Annotated in this window: 15 protein-coding genes; 8 read left to right on the top strand and 7 right to left on the bottom strand. The window is 64.0% G+C overall.

The annotated features are described in order from the left end of the window. The first annotated feature begins 22 nt into the window (after nt 1–22). The 6 genes from BMI01S_RS16085 (at nt 23) to BMI01S_RS16060 (ending at nt 6,398) form a co-directional block, all read left to right on the top strand. On the top strand, nt 23–970 hold the full coding sequence (locus BMI01S_RS16085) for an ABC transporter substrate-binding protein (protein WP_028213814.1): 948 nt from the start codon (nt 23–25) through the stop codon (nt 968–970). An 81-nt stretch (nt 971–1,051) separates the two neighbouring features. Continuing rightward, entirely contained in the window at nt 1,052–2,068 is a 1,017-nt protein-coding gene (locus tag BMI01S_RS16080) for an aldo/keto reductase (protein WP_028213813.1), read from the top strand. Nucleotides 2,069–2,183: 115 nt separating this feature from the next. Then, complete coding sequence (locus BMI01S_RS16075; RefSeq protein ID WP_028231517.1) at nt 2,184–3,194, top strand: zinc-binding alcohol dehydrogenase family protein; 1,011 nt, start codon at nt 2,184–2,186, stop codon at nt 3,192–3,194. 31 nt (nt 3,195–3,225) lie between these two features. After that, the gene (locus BMI01S_RS16070; protein ID WP_042289818.1) at nt 3,226–4,386 is read left to right on the top strand and encodes a mannitol dehydrogenase family protein; all 1,161 of its coding nucleotides are present in this window, start codon (nt 3,226–3,228) and stop codon (nt 4,384–4,386) included. After that, a complete protein-coding gene (locus BMI01S_RS16065) occupies nt 4,383–5,909 on the top strand; it encodes a UxaA family hydrolase (protein WP_028231516.1) in 1,527 nt (508 codons plus the stop codon). The genes BMI01S_RS16070 and BMI01S_RS16065 overlap by 4 nt, the downstream gene beginning before the upstream one ends. Before the next feature lie 150 nt (nt 5,910–6,059). Next, nucleotides 6,060–6,398, top strand: coding sequence for an L-rhamnose mutarotase (locus BMI01S_RS16060; protein WP_028213810.1), 339 nt, complete (start codon nt 6,060–6,062; stop codon nt 6,396–6,398). An 89-nt stretch (nt 6,399–6,487) separates the two neighbouring features. Here BMI01S_RS16060 and BMI01S_RS16055 read toward each other — a convergent pair whose 3' ends face one another. Together BMI01S_RS16055 and BMI01S_RS16050 are read right to left on the bottom strand one after the other, a co-directional pair. Further along, complete coding sequence (locus BMI01S_RS16055; RefSeq protein WP_028231515.1) at nt 6,488–7,618, bottom strand: DSD1 family PLP-dependent enzyme; 1,131 nt, start codon at nt 7,616–7,618, stop codon at nt 6,488–6,490. A 138-nt stretch (nt 7,619–7,756) separates the two neighbouring features. Beyond that, nucleotides 7,757–8,677 (bottom strand): LysR substrate-binding domain-containing protein, encoded by a 921-nt coding sequence (locus tag BMI01S_RS16050; RefSeq protein WP_028213808.1) that lies wholly within the window; start codon nt 8,675–8,677, stop codon nt 7,757–7,759. 156 nt (nt 8,678–8,833) lie between these two features. Here BMI01S_RS16050 and BMI01S_RS16045 point away from each other — a divergent pair, with 156 nt between their 5' ends. Continuing rightward, entirely contained in the window at nt 8,834–9,238 is a 405-nt protein-coding gene (locus BMI01S_RS16045; RefSeq protein ID WP_028231514.1) for a RidA family protein, read from the top strand. Nucleotides 9,239–9,329: 91 nt separating this feature from the next. Next, nucleotides 9,330–10,607 carry an NAD(P)/FAD-dependent oxidoreductase gene (locus tag BMI01S_RS16040; protein WP_028231513.1) on the top strand — a complete coding sequence of 426 codons (1,278 nt, stop codon included), beginning with the start codon at nt 9,330–9,332 and terminating at the stop codon, nt 10,605–10,607. A 105-nt stretch (nt 10,608–10,712) separates the two neighbouring features. Here the strand turns inward: BMI01S_RS16040 and BMI01S_RS16035 are convergent, their stop codons facing one another. From BMI01S_RS16035 to BMI01S_RS16015, 5 genes are all read right to left on the bottom strand, one after another. Then, complete coding sequence (locus tag BMI01S_RS16035; RefSeq protein ID WP_028231512.1) at nt 10,713–12,185, bottom strand: NAD-dependent succinate-semialdehyde dehydrogenase; 1,473 nt, start codon at nt 12,183–12,185, stop codon at nt 10,713–10,715. 107 nt (nt 12,186–12,292) lie between these two features. Beyond that, nucleotides 12,293–12,784 (bottom strand): Lrp/AsnC family transcriptional regulator, encoded by a 492-nt coding sequence (locus BMI01S_RS16030; RefSeq protein ID WP_006749694.1) that lies wholly within the window; start codon nt 12,782–12,784, stop codon nt 12,293–12,295. Between the two features lie 85 nt (nt 12,785–12,869). After that, nucleotides 12,870–14,270, bottom strand: a complete 1,401-nt coding sequence (locus BMI01S_RS16025; protein ID WP_028231511.1) for an aspartate aminotransferase family protein — start codon at nt 14,268–14,270, stop codon at nt 12,870–12,872. A 159-nt stretch (nt 14,271–14,429) separates the two neighbouring features. Further along, nucleotides 14,430–15,356: a 2-hydroxyacid dehydrogenase gene (locus tag BMI01S_RS16020; RefSeq protein WP_028231510.1), complete on the bottom strand. Its 927-nt coding sequence runs from the start codon at nt 15,354–15,356 to the stop codon at nt 14,430–14,432. A gap of 10 nt (nt 15,357–15,366) precedes the next feature. Continuing rightward, nucleotides 15,367–16,227 (bottom strand): GNAT family N-acetyltransferase, encoded by an 861-nt coding sequence (locus BMI01S_RS16015; RefSeq protein ID WP_028231509.1) that lies wholly within the window; start codon nt 16,225–16,227, stop codon nt 15,367–15,369. Between the last annotated feature and the right edge of the window lie 135 nt (nt 16,228–16,362).

Below are 16,362 nucleotides of genomic sequence, written 5' to 3'. Positions count from 1 at the left end.
AACCACAAGAGAGGAGCGAGACATGCGAAAGCTTTCCTTACTGACGTTATCGGCGATGTTGTGTGCAGCGTTCAGTACCGGCGCCTATGCTGCAGGCGGCGAGATCGCCGTGATCGTCAAGACGGTCAACTCGAACTACTGGCAGAACGTGCAGAAGGGCGCGAACGCGGCGGTTGCGGAAACGAAGGGCTATACGATGACCTTCCAGGGGCCGGCCGCCGAGTCGGACATCGCCGACGAGGTGAACATGGTCGAGAACGCGGTCAACCGGCACGTGGCAGGTATCGTGCTGGCGCCTTCCGATCCCGACGCTCTCGTGCCTGCCATCAAGAAAGCCTGGGAAGCACATATCCCGGTGGTGCTGATCGACTCGGCCATTTCGGACTCGGGCAAACCGTACTATCAATCGTTCCTCTCGACCGACAACGAGAAGGCGGGCGAACTCTGCGCCAAGGCATTGATCGATCGCGTAGGACAGACGGGCAAAATTGCAGTCATGTCGTACGTGCCCGGCGCGGGATCGGAAATTGGCCGGGTAGGCGGCTTCCGCAAATACATCGCGGCCCATTCGAAGCTGCAGATCGTCGGACCTTACTACTCGCAGTCGCAGATGGCGACTGCGCTGAACCAGACGACCGATGTGCTGTCCGCGAATCCGGATCTGAAGGGCATCTTCGGCGCGAACGAACCGACCGCGGTCGGCATGGGACGCGCGCTCAAGCAGGCAGGCAAGGCGGGCAAGCTGGTGGCGGTCGGCTTCGATGGCAATGAAGATCTGCAAGGCTTCGTTCGCGACGGCACCATCCAGGCGATCGCCGTTCAGGGTTCGTGGCAGATGGGCAACAAGGGAATCCAGACGGTGGTCGGCGTCATCGAACACAAGCCCGTTGCGAAGCTGGTCGATACCGGTGTCGTCATGGTCGACAAACCGAACCTCGACTCCCAGGAAGCGAAGAACGTCCTCTACTGATGATGGCCGATCTGCGACGAAGCCATTTGGCTCGTCGCAGGGAGCTTCCACGGTATTTCACTGACACCTGCCTCCCGGTTTATGAACGCTTCCGACAAACGCGCCTTGGCGCGCAGTGGCCTCGAACTGACGCGGCTTGGCCTTGGCTGCTCCCAGCTTGGCGGGCTCTACCGTGCCATGTCGGCCACGGATGCGTGCGCATTGGTCGACGCCGCCTGGTCCGCAGGCCTGCGCTATTTCGATACCGCGCCGTATTACGGCTATACGCTCTCCGAGCGGCGCGTCGGGCAGGCACTCGCGGCGCGTCAGCGCAACGCTTTCAGGTTGAGCACGAAAGTAGGGCGTTTGATGCGCCCCGATGTCGGTGTCCAGCCCGGTGAGGATGGCTGGGCCGAACCGTTGCCGTTTCGCCCCGTGTTTGACTACAGCTACGAGGGCATCATGCGCTCGTACGAAGACAGCCAGCAACGGCTCGGCCTCGCGCAAATCGATATCCTGTATGTCCATGACATCGGCAGCCTGACTCACGGTGATCGACATACGCACTACTGGAGGCAGCTTACGGCCGGCGGTGGGTTTCGTGCGCTCGAAGCGCTACGCGCAGGCGGCGAAGTCCGCGCCGTTGGTCTTGGCGTCAACGAGTGGGAAGTCGCCGTTGATGCATTGAACGAAGCGCCGCTCGACGTCATTCTGCTGGCCGGCCGGTACACCCTGCTCGAACAGGGTGCGCTGGAGCCGCTGCTCGATCGCTGCGCCCGCGTTGGCACAGGTGTCGTCGTGGGCGGGGTATTCAATTCCGGCATACTCGCTGGCAACGGCAAGTTCAACTATTCGGAAGCGCCCGCCGAAGTCGTCGCAAAGGTGCGTCGCCTTTCCGCGCTATGTGAGCGCTTCGACGTTCCACTTCCTGCAGCGGCGCTGCAGTTTCCATTCGCGCATGACGCTGTCGTTTCCTGCGTGATCGGGGCGCGTAGCGTTTCCCAGTTGCAGCAGAACATCACGTGGCTCGAACAACCCGTGCCGGCGGACTTCTGGGGCGCGCTTGGCCAGGAAGGACTGATTGCCCCAGATGCGCCCGTCCCCGGGAGTCGTCAATGACGCCGCGCGTCGACGCACACCAGCACGACTACTGTCACTGGCCTCCACGCGACCTGGATGCGATCTATCGTGCACACCGAGCCACCATACCTGACCTGATCGAGAGGACATCAACATGCTTAGCGTGATTTGCGAATCGCCCGGGGTGCTGCGCGCCGAGGAGCGCGATTTACCCGCGCGGGGTGATGGCGAAGTACTGATGCGGGTCAGCCGTGTCGGGATTTGCGGTACCGATCTGCATATTTTTACCGGCAATCAACCGTACCTCCAATACCCGCGCGTGATGGGTCATGAACTGTCCGCAGTGGTCGTCGAGGCGGACCCTGACTCGGGGCTCGTGGCGGGCGACGGCGTGTACGTCATGCCCTATCTGTCGTGCGGACACTGCGTCGCATGCCGTCAAGGCAAGACGAACTGCTGCGTCAACATTCAGGTGCTGGGTGTGCATCGCGATGGCGCACTGACCGAGTATCTCAGCGTGCCTGCGCAGTTCGTGCACAAGGCGCAAGGCGTGTCGCTCGATCAGGCGGCCATGCTCGAATTTCTTGCCATCGGCGCACATGCCGTGCGGCGTGCCGATGTGTCGCGCGGCCAACGGGTACTCGTGGTCGGGGCTGGCCCGATTGGCATGGCTGCGATGATCTTTGCCAGGCTGCGCGGTGCCACGGTCGTTTGTCTGGACACACGCGCGGACCGCCTCGAATTCTGCAAGTCGCAGCTGGGCGTCGATGCGGCGGTCGCGGTGGGCCCGGACGACGTGGCGCAACTCGCATCGCTCACGGATGGCGAGTTCTTCGATGCGGTGTTTGACGCGACCGGCAACATCGACGCGATGAACCGTGGCTTTGCCTTCGTCGCGCATGGCGGCAAATACACCCTCATCTCGATCGTGCCGGGTCAGGTGACATTCTCCGATCCGGAATTTCATAAGCGCGAGACCACGTTGCTTGCCAGCCGCAACGCTACCGCCGCCGACTTCGAAACCGTGCTGGAGGCGATGCGCGCGGGCCGCATTCCTGACCAGGCGTTGAATACGCACCGCATGCGGCTTGACGAAGTGCCCGACGCATTTCCTCGATTGCTGGAACCGGGGCAGACCGTTGTCAAGGCGTTGGTCGAATGTTGAATTGCACTGCGAAGCAATCAGGACAGGCGGCATGAGCACACCCATTCTTCAGTTCGGCACCAGCCGGTTTCTACTGGCCCATGTCGCCTTTTTCGTATCGCAGGCCCTTGAGCGCGGCGACGCGATTGGCGGAATCGGCGTTGTGCAGACCACGGGCAATCCGTCGAGTCGAGCGCGTATTTCAGCGCTTGCGCATTCACGCAGTTATCCGGTCCGCATTCGGGGCAGGGAAGGCAGTGTGGCGGTCGATCGCGTCGTCGATTGCCACGCCGTCCAGAAGGGGTGGATCGCCGATCTCGACTGGGCACACATTCGTCGTGTCATGATCGAGCAGGTGCGGGTCATTGTCTCGAACACGGGCGATGCCGGTTACCGGCTTGACGACCGGGATTCGGCGGACATGCTTGTCGGCGACGAACAGGTGCCGCACAGCTTTCCGGTGAAGCTGCTGGTTCTCCTGCATGCACGTTGGCAGGTGCGTCCCGATGAGGGTGTGTCGATCTTTCCGTGCGAGCTTGTCGAAAACAATGGCAACACGCTTCGCGATATCGTGCTCGGCGTGGCACGGCAATGGGCAATGCCGGCGACGTTTATCGGGTATCTGGAGCATAGCTGCGTGTGGGTGAACTCACTGGTCGACCGGATCGTGTCCGAGCCGATCGAGCCGGTCGGCGCGATCGCGGAACCGTATGCGCTATGGGCCATCGAGCGGCGTACGGGCATGGAGTTGCCGTGTGTGCACGAGCAGATTGTGGTGACGGACGACCTGCGTACCCATGAGCGTCTGAAGCTTTTCTTTCTCAATCTCGGCCACAGCTGGCTCGCGGATCAGTGGATCAACGAGCGCCGCCCGTCGAACGAAACGGTGCTGGTGGCGATGAGCGATCCCCGACTTCGGGACGGTATCGAGGGAATCTGGCACGAGGAGGTCTTGCCGGTGTTCGACGCAATGGGCCTGCGCACTGCCGCGGAGCGCTACATCGAAAGTGTGCGCGACCGTCTGCTCAATCCCTGGCTGGCGCATCGTATCGCGGACATTGCGACCAATCACGAAGAAAAGATCAGACGGCGAGTCAAGCCGTTGATCGAACTCGCGGACTCGTTATCGCTTACTTCTACACAGCCGCGCCTGCGAAGCATGCTGGCCGCGCAGAACCGCCTGGACGCTGCAGAAGGGAGGCGTGAATCATGAACGTGGAGACAGTTCTGGTGCTTCACCGTGAAGACAACGTTGCCGTTGCGCTTCGTGCGCTGGATGCAGGCACGCAGATCGATGCGAATGGGCAACAGGTTCACGTCTTGACGCCTGTGCCTGCCGGTCACAAGGTGGCCATACGGAACATCGCCTGCGGCGCGTCGGTGACAAAGTATCGGCAGACGATCGGGGTTGCGCTATGCGACATCGCTGCGGGCGAGCACGTTCACGTACACAACGTCGGCATGCCTGAACGTCACGAGAGCGGGCAGTCGGGCCACGAAACGGCGCTTCGTGCTGCGGAGATGGGCCCTTTCGACACGTTTGAGGGATTCGTGCGGCCGGACGGTCAGGTCGGAACGCGCAATTACATCGGCGTTATCGCGAGCGTGAACTGCTCGGCCAGTGTTTGCCATGCGATAGCGGATGCGTTCAAGGGCGCACCCATGGAGGCCTTCAAGAACGTGGACGGTGTTGTCGCGATTACGCACCAGAGCGGATGCGGGATGTCCGCTTCCGGCGACGGAATTGCGATATTGCGTCGGACACTGGCCGGTTATGCGCGCAATCCCAATTTTGCGGCCGTGCTGTTCGTCGGACTGGGTTGCGAGGTCAATCAGGTCGAAGATCTCGCGGCATCGTTGCGAGCGCGCCACGAAGGGTCGATCCGAACGCTCGTCATCCAGGACGCAGGCGGTGTGCGCGAGGCGGTGACGCGTGGAGTAAAGGTCGTACACGACCTGCTCGAAATGGCAGATCGGGCCGTGCGCACAACAGTACCTGTGGCGCGGCTGAAAATCGGGCTGCAGTGCGGCGGTTCGGACGGGTATTCGGGAATCACCGCCAATCCCGCGCTCGGTGTGGCGGTCGACCTGATCGCACGTAATGGCGGCACCGCAATCCTGTCGGAGACGCCGGAGATTTACGGAGCAGAGCATCTGCTGACGGCACGGGCAGCGTCGGATGACGTCGCCGAGCGTCTGCTCGGGAAGTTGCGCTGGTGGGAACGCTACGCGGCGGAAAATGGCGGCGAAATGAACAACAATCCGTCGCCCGGCAACAAGGCAGGTGGCATTACAACGATCCTTGAAAAGTCACTGGGAGCAGTCTCGAAAGCAGGCGGCACCGCACTGAATGCGGTCTACGACTACGCTGAGCCGGTATCTGAAAGCGGCCTCGTGTTCATGGACACGCCGGGCTACGACCCGGTGTCCGCAACGGGGCAGATCGCGGGAGGGGCCAACCTGATCTGCTTTACGACTGGACGCGGCTCAGTCTTCGGTTCCAGGCCGGCTCCCACCATCAAGATTGCAACCACCACGGACCTGTTCGAGCGAATGCGCTCGGACATGGACTTCAACAGCGGTGACATCGTCGACGGTCGTCTGAGCGTCGAGGAAGCAGGGATGCAATTGTTCCGGTTCATTCTGGAAGTTGCATCGGGAAGGCGAACGTGCAGCGAGGAAAACGGAATCGGTGATCGCGAGTTCGTTCCCTGGCTGCGGGGGGCGATCATGTAACGCGCGACGCCCCGGGGCGCTGACAGTTAGCGATGCCGATGGAGAGGGATGAAGATTCATTTGACAGCATGCAGGGAACGCCATGCCGAGACAGGCCATGCAAGGCGTGATCCCAGCTGGATGACTGCGGCATTTTAAACAGGAGTGATCGTGCGTTACTGCTTCGCGCTGGATCTGAAAGAAGATCCTGAGCTTATTGCCCGTTATGAAGAACTTCACCGCCAGGTTTGGCCTGAAGTGATCCAGCACATACGAGGCCATGGCGTTGTGGACATGGAGATTTACCGTCTGGGAACCCGATTGCTCATGGTGATGGAAACAGACGACAGAATATATGACGCTGGCAGGATGGCGACCGCTGCTAAAAATAACCCCGTGGTCCAGCGGTGGGAAACGTTGATGTGGCAGTTTCAGGCGCCCACACCGTGGACGCCGTCCGGACAGAAGTGGATAGCGATGAGCCGGATATTCGACCTGGCACAGCAATAGCACCGCTGGCGAGTGCGGCTCGGCGAAGGGATGATTCAGGCTCATCGAGGACAGTGAACATGCCGTTGAATCACGCGCCACCGTTCGTCTTACCAGCCATAAAAGCGTGGCCAGGTTTCGACTCTTCCGTCGGGACCGACGGCGTGATAGGCGGGATGCTGCGCGCCGGTGGCACACGCGTGGTTGGGCAGGATGCGCAGGCGTGTCCCGATTGGGAAGCGCTGCTCGATCTCATGATCGGGCGTTCCTGACCGGGACACTATGCCGTGCTCCTGGTTCGCGCCGCTCATCAGATAGTCGCCTCGCACCTCCCCGTTTTCGAGGCAGACGAGGCCGTAGCCAAAATCGCGCTTCTGGCGGTGGGTACCCCGGTCGCGGCTCATAGCCATCCAGCCCGCATCGACGATGGCCCAGCCTTTCTCGCGTTGGTGGCCGATGACCGTAGTCAATACGCTCAATGCAATCTCGGACGTGTTGTTGACGCCCACGTTATGCATGACGAGATCGAACATCACGTAGACGCCTGCGCGAACTTCCGTCACGCCTTCCAGGTGTTCGGCGGCTAGCGCTGTCGGCGTCGATCCGATGCTGACGACGTCACACTGCAGGCCGGCCGCGCGAATGCGCTCGGCGGCGCGCACACAGCCCGCACGTTCCTGTTCGGCGATGCGGACGAGATCCTCGTGCGTGTCGTAGTCATAGCTGGAACCCGCATGGGCCAGGACGCCGCCGAGATGCATCCCGCCGTTGGAAAGCGTGGCGGCGACTGCGAGAAGTGTGTCATCTTCGGGCGCAATGCCCGAGCGATGGCCATCCACGTCGATCTCGATCCACACGTCGAACCGTTCATTGTGTTCCCGCCCGAATGCAACGATGGCTTCGGCGCATACGACGCTATCGGCAACGATCTTCAGGTCGCAGCCTTGCCGGCGCAGCGCCAGTGCCTGCGGGAGTTTCGTCGGGGCCATGCCCACAGCGTATACGATGTCGCGGATGCCGCGTGCCAGGAACTGTTCGGCTTCCTTGAGCGTGGACACGGTGATACCTTGTGCGCCAGCATCCATTTGCGCCTTGACCACCTGCTCGCATTTTGTTGTCTTGACGTGCGGCCTGAATTTCACGCCGAGCGCATTCATGCGTCGCTGCATCCGTTCGATGTTGCGGTGCATGCGCACGACATCGATCAACGCCGCGGGGGTGTTCAATGACTCCAGGTTCATCTGTGGCTCCTGACGATTATTCGCGCGATCGGTGTTCGATGCCGACCTCGCGCGTGAAGAAAAGCCACTATAGGAGTTCGCTGCGAACTTGTGCTTAATGACCGATAAATCCACCTTTAAGCAACGTTCAATGCTGCGTCAGTTCCGCCAGGGCACTGGGTCGAAGGCTTGCTTCGCGGCTTCCAGAAACACGCGCTGACGGATGGTCAAGCCCTGACGCGTGGGCGTCAGCGCTATTACCGGTGCGGGTTCAAGGCGCCATGCCGGCAACACGCGCTTCAGCTTTCCCTCGGTGATCAGCCGGGCACAATCCCATTCGGATCGCGCGACAACTCCGAGGCCGTCAACCGCCCAGTCCCTCACCACGGTGCCGTCGTTCGAAGACAAAGTGCTGTTTAGCCGAACCGTTACGGCCTGGCTTACGCGTTTGCCCTTAGCGTCGTATTGACTGAAACGCAGACGCGTCACGTCTTCATCGTTTTCTCGTAGCGTCAGGTACGCGTGCCGGGTGAGTTCGGACGGATGCTTGAGCTGTGACAGGCTATCCGCAAAGGCGGGGCTCGCGCAGAGGAAGCGCTCGTTCGGGGCCAGGTAATGTCCTACCCAGGAGGATCCTTTGATGTGGCCGATTGAAATGACCACGTCGGCGCCCGACGCGGCAGCGAGCGGACTTTCGAACAAAACGAGCGAAATCCCCAGATTGGGATGCGAGCGATGCAGGTCCCGGACGAGCGGCGCGACATATTCCCTGCCGAACCCGAACGGTGCTACGACGCGCAAATGGCCGCTCACACCGCTTGCCTCTCCCGAGACGCGGGACGCAATGGACTCGATCCGCTCCAGGATTTCGATTGCTTCCTGAACGAGGCGGTGGCCTTCGTCAGTGAGAGAAATGCCTCGGGCTGCGCGTGTGGCAAGGCTCACCCCGATGCGTTCTTCAATGCGCTGAAGACGTACCGTAACCGCGGGCGGCGTAAGATCCAGTAACCTGGCGGCTGCCGCAAGCGACTTTGATACGCCAAGCGCACGGAGCAGCTGCATGTCTTCCAGTTGAAGCATTAAGAACTCGCTAACGACGGATTCATCAGATATTAAACACGACGAAGATATTTATTTCTATAGTACGTCGCATCAGCTGGCAACCCCGGTCGGTCGATCCACGCGGCAGGAGGACTGGCGCAGCGGCCAGCCGGTTCATTCTTTAAAGTGGCCTTCATGGATAAGTATCAACACGGTACGCAGTACCCTCGAACGATGAACCCCGCTGGGCTGGCAACGCCGGGCGGCCACTACAGTCACGTTTCAATTGCAAATGGCCTCGTTTTTGTATCGGGTCAACTCCCGATCGACGCGACCGGCCGAAAACTCACGGATAGCTCTTTTGAAGCGCAGGCCAGGCAGGTATTGGCAAATCTGTCTTCCGCGCTTGTCGGTGCAGGCAGCGACATCAAGAAACTGACCCAGGTCCGCGTCTATATCGTCGATGTCGGGCATTGGGCGAGTTTCAACGAGATCTACGCGCGCTGGGCCGGCGATGCGAAACCTGCTCGCGCCGTCGTGCCGGTTCCGGCACTGCACTTCGGTCTGAAGATCGAGATCGAGGCGGTTGCAGTCGTATAGCCCGAGCGGTTGCGCTTGCGGTGCTACTCCAACATTTCGGATAACAGATCATGCTGTGCCAGGCACCAGTCCGCCAGCTCTGGAGTTTGTCATGCATTTCGGTTCCTACTGGCTTGATACGTGCGCGCCATTCGTGAGCCGCTCGTCGGAGCTGCCTGGCGGAAGTTGCGACGTGGTGGTAGTGGGCGGCGGAATCACGGGCTCGGCGGCCGCATTGGCGCTGGCCAGGAAAGGCGCGCGCGTGATCGTCTGCGAAGCAGGGACCGTGGGGCAGGCGGCGTCGGGCCGCAATGGCGGCATGTGCAACAACGGCTTCGCGCAGGATTACGCGTCGCTGTCGCAGCGCATCGGCACGGAACTGGCCAACCGGCTGTATCTCGCGTTCGACGCGGGTGTCGACACGGTCGAGCGGCTGGTCAGGGAGGAGTCGATCGATTGTGATTTCGTTCGCAGCGGAAAGCTCAAGCTCGCGGCGAAGCCCGAGCATTTCGATAAGCTCGCGCGCAGTCACGCGTTGCTTGCCGCGAGCGTGGACCCTGATACGTGCCTCGTGACAGCGGCAGAGCTTCGTGACGAGATCGGCTCGGACCGCTGTCAAGGCGGGTTGATCTTCAGGAAGAGTGCCGGGATGCACGTTGGCCGCTATGTGCGTGGACTCGCGAACGCTGCCCAAGCGCGCGGCGCGCACTTTATCGAGCATGCGCCGGTTCTCGGCTTGAAGCGGCAAGCGGGCGGCACATACGCGGCGCAAACGCCGCTCGGCGAGATCCGTGCGCGTCAGGTGCTGCTCGCAAGCGGCATCTCGCAGGTGGGGCCGTTCGGCTGGATTCGCCGCAGGATCGTGCCGGTTGGCGCGTTCATCATTGTCACCGAGCCGTTGCCACGCGAGCTGCTCGACCGGTTGCTGCCGACTCGCCGGATGGTCACTGACACGAAGAACTTCGTCAATTTCTTTCGCGTGACGCCCGACAACCGGATGCTGTTCGGCGGGCGGGCGCGATTCGCGACGTCGAATCCGCGTTCGGATGAAAAGAGCGGGTTGATCCTCCGGCAGCAGATGGCCGCCGTGTTTCCCGAACTGGCCGGGGTGCGCATCGACTATTGCTGGGGCGGGATGGTCGACATGACGGCCAACCGGCTGCCGCGCGCGGGCGAGCGCGACGGCGTGTATTACTCGATGGGCTACAGCGGCCCCGGCACGCACATGGCGACGCTGATGGGCACGCTGATGGCGGAGATCATGGACGGACGCGCCGATCTCAATCCGTGGAAAGGCTTCGACTGGCCGGCGATTCCCGGTCACTTCGGAAAGCCGTGGTTTCTGCCGTTCGTCGGAGCGTGGTACCGGCTCAAGGACACCCTGCAATGACTTCTCCCATTACTCACCGGATGCAAGCAGGAACTCCGGACCGGTTCGTCATCGATGGTGAATGGAGCGTGCCCGACGGCGGCGCCCCGTTCGCGGCGGCGCGACTCAGTCGAGTCCGCCCTGGCACAGGTACTTGATCGACAAGTAATCGTCGAGGCCGTAGCGCGAGCCTTCGCGGCCGTAGCCCGATTCCTTCACGCCGCCAAACGGCGCGGCCTCGCTCGCGAGCGCACCCTCGTTGATCCCGACGATGCCCGTTTCGAGCCGCGCCGACACGCGTGCGATCCGCCTTAAGTCCTGCGTGTAGAAATACGCAGCGAGCCCGAACGGCGTGTCGTTCGCGGCGTTGACGGCCTGGTCCTCGGTGTCGAACGGAAACAGCGCGGCGACCGGACCGAAAGTTTCCTCACAGGTGAGCTGCATGTCGGCGGTGGCGTCGGCGAGCACCGTCGGCGCGTAGTAGTTCGGCCCGAGTTCGGGCAGACGCTTGCCGCCCGTGAGCACGCGTGCGCCGCGCTCGATGGCGTCGCTGACATGGCGCGCGATCTTGTCGACCGCGCGTGCGTTGATCATCGGGCCGATCTGCGCGGCCGGATCGGTCGCGGGCGCAACCTTCAGCTCTGCCACACGCGCGGCGAGCTTCTCGGCGAACGCATCGTAGATGCCGGCCTGCACGTACACGCGATTGGGCGACACGCAGGTCTGGCCGCCGTTGCGGAACTTGGCCGCCATCAATCCGTCGACCGCGGCATCGAGCTCGGCGTCGTCGAACACGATGAACGGCGCATTGCCGCCGAGCTCGAGCGAGAGCTTCTTCAGCGTCGCGGCCGACTCACGCGCGAGCAGCTTGCCGACGGGCGTCGATCCGGTGAACGTGATCTTGCGCACGCGGCCGTCGGCGAGCCAGTCGGCTACCGCGTCGATGCCGCGCTCGCGCGACGCGGCGATCATGTTCAGCACACCGGGCGGCACGCCGGCTTCCTGCGCAAGGAACGCGAGCGCGAGCGCGGTCAGCGGCGTGTCCTCCGCAGGCTTCGCGACCACCGTGCAGCCAACCGCGAGCGCGGGCGCGATCTTGCGCGCGATCATCGCGAGCGGGAAATTCCACGGCGTGATCGCGGCGACGATGCCGATCGGCTCCTTGACCGCGCTCAGCCGCTTGCCCCGCTGCTGCTGCGCAATGATGTCGCCGTACGTGCGCGTTGCTTCTTCCGCGAACCACAGCACATACGATGCACCGTAGGCGACTTCGCCGCGCGCCTCGGCGAGCGGCTTGCCCTGTTCGCGCGACATCAGCTTCGCGAGATCGTCGGTGTGCGCGACGATCGAAGCGTGCCACGCACGCAGGATCGCGGCCCGTTCGCGAGCGGGCGTCGCGCGCCATGCTGGCAGCGCACGTGCGGCCGCGTCGGTCGCGGCGCGCGCGTCGGCCGCGCCGCTATCAGGGGCATGGGCGACGGTCTCGAGCGTCGCCGGATCGGTGACGTCGAAGCGAGCGCCGTCGAGCGCGTCGCGCCACGTGCCGTCGATCAGGTTGGTGGAGCGCAGGAGTTCGGTTCGGGTCAGTGTAAGCGGCATGGCAGGTCCCTGGATGAAGCGATCCAGCGACGCCCCCGGCGGTGCGGGCGCGCGACTCCCCGCGCGCGGACAGCGGGCTGCCGCGTTGCAGGGGCGCACACCGACCGTCAGTGGCGTTCGCCGAACAGCGATTCGAGTGGATAGTGCCGTTTGACGAACGGCGACTTGATGATCACGTAACTGAAATACTTCTCGATGCCGATGTTCTGCTCGAGCAGCCCTTCGACGATCGTCTGGTAATGGCTCACGCTGCGTGTGATGAACTTCAGCAGATAGTCGTAGCCACCGCTCGCGAGGTGGCACTCGACAATCTCGTCGACGTTGCGGATCGCCGCGACGAAACGGTCGAAGTCCTCGCGACGGTGGTCGGCCAGCGTGACCTCGGTGAACACGACCTGCACGTCGCCGAGTTTCTCGAGCTGGATGTGCGCGCCGTAGCCGCCGATGTAGCCGGCCTTCTCGAGCCGCTTCACCCGGATCAGGCACGGACTGGGCGACAGCCCGACCGCATCGGCCAGCTCGACGTTGGTCATGCGGCCGCGTTTTTGCAACTGGGAGAGGATGCGCAGGTCGATGCGATCCAGCTTGCTGTCCGTAATGTTCACGTGAAAAGGCGAAAATGGAATGTCTGGTTACTTTAGAGTCGAACGATGGCCGCCACAAGCCGGGCTTCCCTTACCGGGCTCATGCTGGCTGCGTTTGCGCGACGTCCAGCGCGCGCTGCACGGCCGCATCGGCCAGCACGTCGTCGAGCGTCTTGCGCACGCGTTCGAACAGCAGGTCGAACTCGCCCGCGGTGAAGCTCAGTGCCGGCGCGAAACCGAGCACGCCGTCGCTGAATGCGCGGAACACCACGCCGTTCGCGTACGCTGCTGCGGCAATCTTGTCGGACAAGTCGAGCGCCGGGTCGAAGCGCGTCTTGCGCGCCTTGTCGGCCACCAGTTCGAGCGCGCCGAGAAGGCCGATGGAACGCGCATCGCCGACGAGCGGATGGGCGCGCAGCGCGTCGAGCCCCGCGGCAAAGCGCGGCGCCATCGCCTGGCCGTTCGCGAGCACGCCGCCTTCGTGATAGAGCTTCAGCACCTCGAGGCCGATCGCCGCGCTGACCGGATGAGCGGAATACGTGTAGCCGTGTCCGACCACGGCCGACTCCGACCGGCTGCCCGCAATGCCTTCGTAGATTTCGTCGGACATCAGCACTGCGCCCATCGGCGCGTAGCCGGCGGTCAGCCCCTTCGCGACGGTCATCAGGTCCGGGTCGACCCGTTCGGCCTCGCACGCGAACACCGGCCCGGTGCGGCCGAAGCCGGTGATCACCTCGTCGGCGACGAACAGGATGCCGAGGCGCCGGCACGCGTCGCGCATCGCACGCAGCCAGCCGGCCGGCGGCACGATCACGCCGCCGGAGCCCTGCACGGGCTCGCAGAAGAATGCCGCGACGTTGTCCGCGCCGAGTTCCGAGACCTTGGCCTCGAGTGCGGCGACCGACGCGGCGATCAGCGCCTGCGGATCGTCGCCGAGCGGGTGGCGGTACGGGTAGGGCGACGCAATATGGTGCTGGTCCGCGCGCGGCAGGTCGAAGTGGCGGTGAAACGCCGGCAGCGCGGTGAGGCCGGCACCGATCGACGATGAACCGTGATACCCGCGTTCGAGCGCGATCATCTGCTTCTTCGACGGGCGGCCGGTCGCGTTGAAGTAGTGCGTGATGAAACGCACGGCGGAGTCGATCGCATCCGAGCCGCCGAGCGTGAAGTACACGCGGTTCAGCGACGGCGGCGCGAGCGACGCGAGCCGGTCGGCCAGCTCGATCGCGGGTTGCGAGCCGAAATGAAAATAGCCGGTCGCGTACGGCAGCTTCGCCATCTGGTCGGCGGCGGCCTTGACGATGCTGTCGCGGCCGTAGCCGACGTTGACGCACCACAGGCCCGAGAATGCGTCGAGCAGCGTATGGCCGTCGGCGTCGCGCAAGAACACGCCTTCCGCGGAATCGAGGACGGTGACGCCGCGCGACTCGTGCGCGCGATAGTTGACGACGGGGTGGATCAGGTGTTGACGATCGGCTTCGATCAGCTCAGCTTGGTTCATGGCGGGGCGGGACTCTGGTCGGTTGTCAGCGGTGAGTTCATGCTACCGGGCGAGAAATCCGCATGCGCCTTCAATTTGCGGCCTGAAACGTATGAACACGGCGTTTGCACGGGACGCTTCCGCATTTTCTGCTGCGCGTTTCGCTGGGCGGGGCGCGAGTCAGTAGCCGCGGGCGCGGTCGACCACGCCGATCATCGGCTGTCCTGCGCGATGGCGCGCGATGTTTGCGAGCACGGCGTCCACCGCGGTGCCGGGCCGCGTTGCGCTGGCAATGTGCGGCGTGATCCGGATGCGCGGATGCGTCCAGAACGGGTGGCCTGCCGGAAGCGGCTCCGGTTCGGTCACGTCGAGGATCGCACTGTCTAGCCGGCCGCTGTCGAGCGCCGCGAGCAGCGCGGCCGCGTCGAGCTGCGGGCCGCGCCCGACCTGCACGAGCGATGCGCCGGCCGGCAGCGCGTCGAACACGCGCGCGCCGAGCAGCCCGCGCGTGCTCCCGGTGAGCGGCAGCAGGCAGATCAGGATGTCGGTGCGGGCGAGGAACGCATCGAGCGCGGCGTCGCCCGCGTAGCAGTCGACGCCGTCGAGCGTGCGCGGGGTGCGGCTCCAGCCGGCGCACGGAAAACCGAAGCGGCGCAGCATGTCGAGCACGGCCTGCCCCAGTGTGCCGATGCCGAGCACGCCGACGCGGCGCGACGCGGCCGCGCGCACCGGCTTCTCGCGCCACACCTGCGCGCGCTGTTGCGCCGCGTAGTCGAACAGGTCGCGGTGGATCGTCAGCACCGCCTGTGTCACGTATTCGACCATGCCTTCGACGATGCCCGGCTCGATCATCCGCACGACGGGGATATGTGCGGGCACGCTCGACAGGTCGAACTGGTCGATGCCGGCGCCCACCGAGAACACGACCTCGAGGTTCGGCAGCAGTGCGACCGGGTCGTCCGGCGGCTGCCATGCGGCGAGATAGCGGACGGCCTTGGGATCGCCGATGTCGGGCCAGATGCGGAATGCGAGGTCGGGCGCCTTTTGCGCGAAGCGCTGAGCCCATTGGGCGCCGCGTACCGGATCGGATTTGTACAGGAAACTCATCCCGTACTGCTCAGCCGAGCGCCTGGTTGACGATCCCGAACGCGCGCAGCGCCGGTTCGCGTGCGGGCACCGCGCCGCGTGCCATTGCGACGACGGTATCGACGCGCGGCAGGCCGAGCCCCTGCAGCCAGTCCGACAGCCCGCTGTCGCCCGGCACGTCGAGACGGAGGAACATGCCCTCGTGCAGCGCGAGCCAGTGGCTGATGAGCGCCTGCGCGCGCAGCGCGTCCGGCGCGATCACCGGGCCGATCACATGTCCGCGGCCGAAACGGCGAAAGAGCGCGAAGCCGAGCAGTTCGCCATCGCGATCGAGCGCGATCCCGTTCGCGAAGTCGAGCAGCGCGTCGATCACCGCGCCGCGCTCGTAGCCGGCCGCGCGCGATGCGAGTTCGGCCAGGCGCGGGCCGTCGTTGATCCCGAGCGGGCGCAGGCGCTCGCCCGGCGGCAGCGAGATCAGCGGCGGCTGGAACGCCGCGCCCTGGTGCTGATCGATCGTGCCGGTCGCTTTGAAGCCGAACTTCGCGTAGAGCGGTTCTCCGGACGGCGTCGCATGCAGGAATATCGTGCGCGTGCCGAGGCTGTCGAGAACGCGCGAGAACAGTTCGCGGCCGATGCCGCGGCCCTGATGCTCGGGCGACACGATCACCATGCCGAGCGCCGCGTGCGCGTCGCCGAAGGGCCAGCCGAGCGCGGTGCCGACGACGCCGGATTCGTCCTCGGCGACGAAGCCGCTGCCGAGCTGCAACACAAAGCGCCAGTCGTCGAGCCGGTGCGGCCACTTGACCGCTTGCGAGAGTCGATGCGCGGCGGGCAGGTCGGTTTCGGCGAACGGGCGATAGATAAGCGTGCGGGAAGGATTGAGGTCGGCCACGCCGGACTCCAAAGCGGTAGATTTGACGTCCTCACTCTGCCAGCGCCGGTGCGGCCCGGATAGGACGATTCGCCTGTTTCACCGCGGCAGTGGCGGCGCGTGCGAAATCAACGCAATCCGGCGCGCCCGGTGCCA

The organism is Paraburkholderia mimosarum LMG 23256 = NBRC 106338, from assembly GCF_000739815.1.
GTDB lineage: Bacteria > Pseudomonadota > Gammaproteobacteria > Burkholderiales > Burkholderiaceae > Paraburkholderia > Paraburkholderia mimosarum.
This window is presented reverse-complemented; position numbering and strand designations above follow the sequence as displayed.

Coding starts and splice junctions, on each gene's coding strand:
- BMI01S_RS16020 (WP_028231510.1), bottom strand. CDS start 15,356: ATGAGTTTCCTGTACAAATCCGATCCGGTACGCGGCGCCCAATGGGCT.
- BMI01S_RS16055 (WP_028231515.1), bottom strand. CDS start 7,618: ATGAACCTGGAGTCATTGAACACCCCCGCGGCGTTGATCGATGTCGTG.
- BMI01S_RS16080 (WP_028213813.1), top strand. CDS start 1,052: ATGAACGCTTCCGACAAACGCGCCTTGGCGCGCAGTGGCCTCGAACTG.
- BMI01S_RS16050 (WP_028213808.1), bottom strand. CDS start 8,677: ATGCTTCAACTGGAAGACATGCAGCTGCTCCGTGCGCTTGGCGTATCA.
- BMI01S_RS16035 (WP_028231512.1), bottom strand. CDS start 12,185: ATGCCGCTTACACTGACCCGAACCGAACTCCTGCGCTCCACCAACCTG.
- BMI01S_RS16065 (WP_028231516.1), top strand. CDS start 4,383: ATGAACGTGGAGACAGTTCTGGTGCTTCACCGTGAAGACAACGTTGCC.
- BMI01S_RS16070 (WP_042289818.1), top strand. CDS start 3,226: ATGAGCACACCCATTCTTCAGTTCGGCACCAGCCGGTTTCTACTGGCC.
- BMI01S_RS16025 (WP_028231511.1), bottom strand. CDS start 14,270: ATGAACCAAGCTGAGCTGATCGAAGCCGATCGTCAACACCTGATCCAC.
- BMI01S_RS16045 (WP_028231514.1), top strand. CDS start 8,834: ATGGATAAGTATCAACACGGTACGCAGTACCCTCGAACGATGAACCCC.
- BMI01S_RS16040 (WP_028231513.1), top strand. CDS start 9,330: ATGCATTTCGGTTCCTACTGGCTTGATACGTGCGCGCCATTCGTGAGC.
- BMI01S_RS16075 (WP_028231517.1), top strand. CDS start 2,184: ATGCTTAGCGTGATTTGCGAATCGCCCGGGGTGCTGCGCGCCGAGGAG.
- BMI01S_RS16085 (WP_028213814.1), top strand. CDS start 23: ATGCGAAAGCTTTCCTTACTGACGTTATCGGCGATGTTGTGTGCAGCG.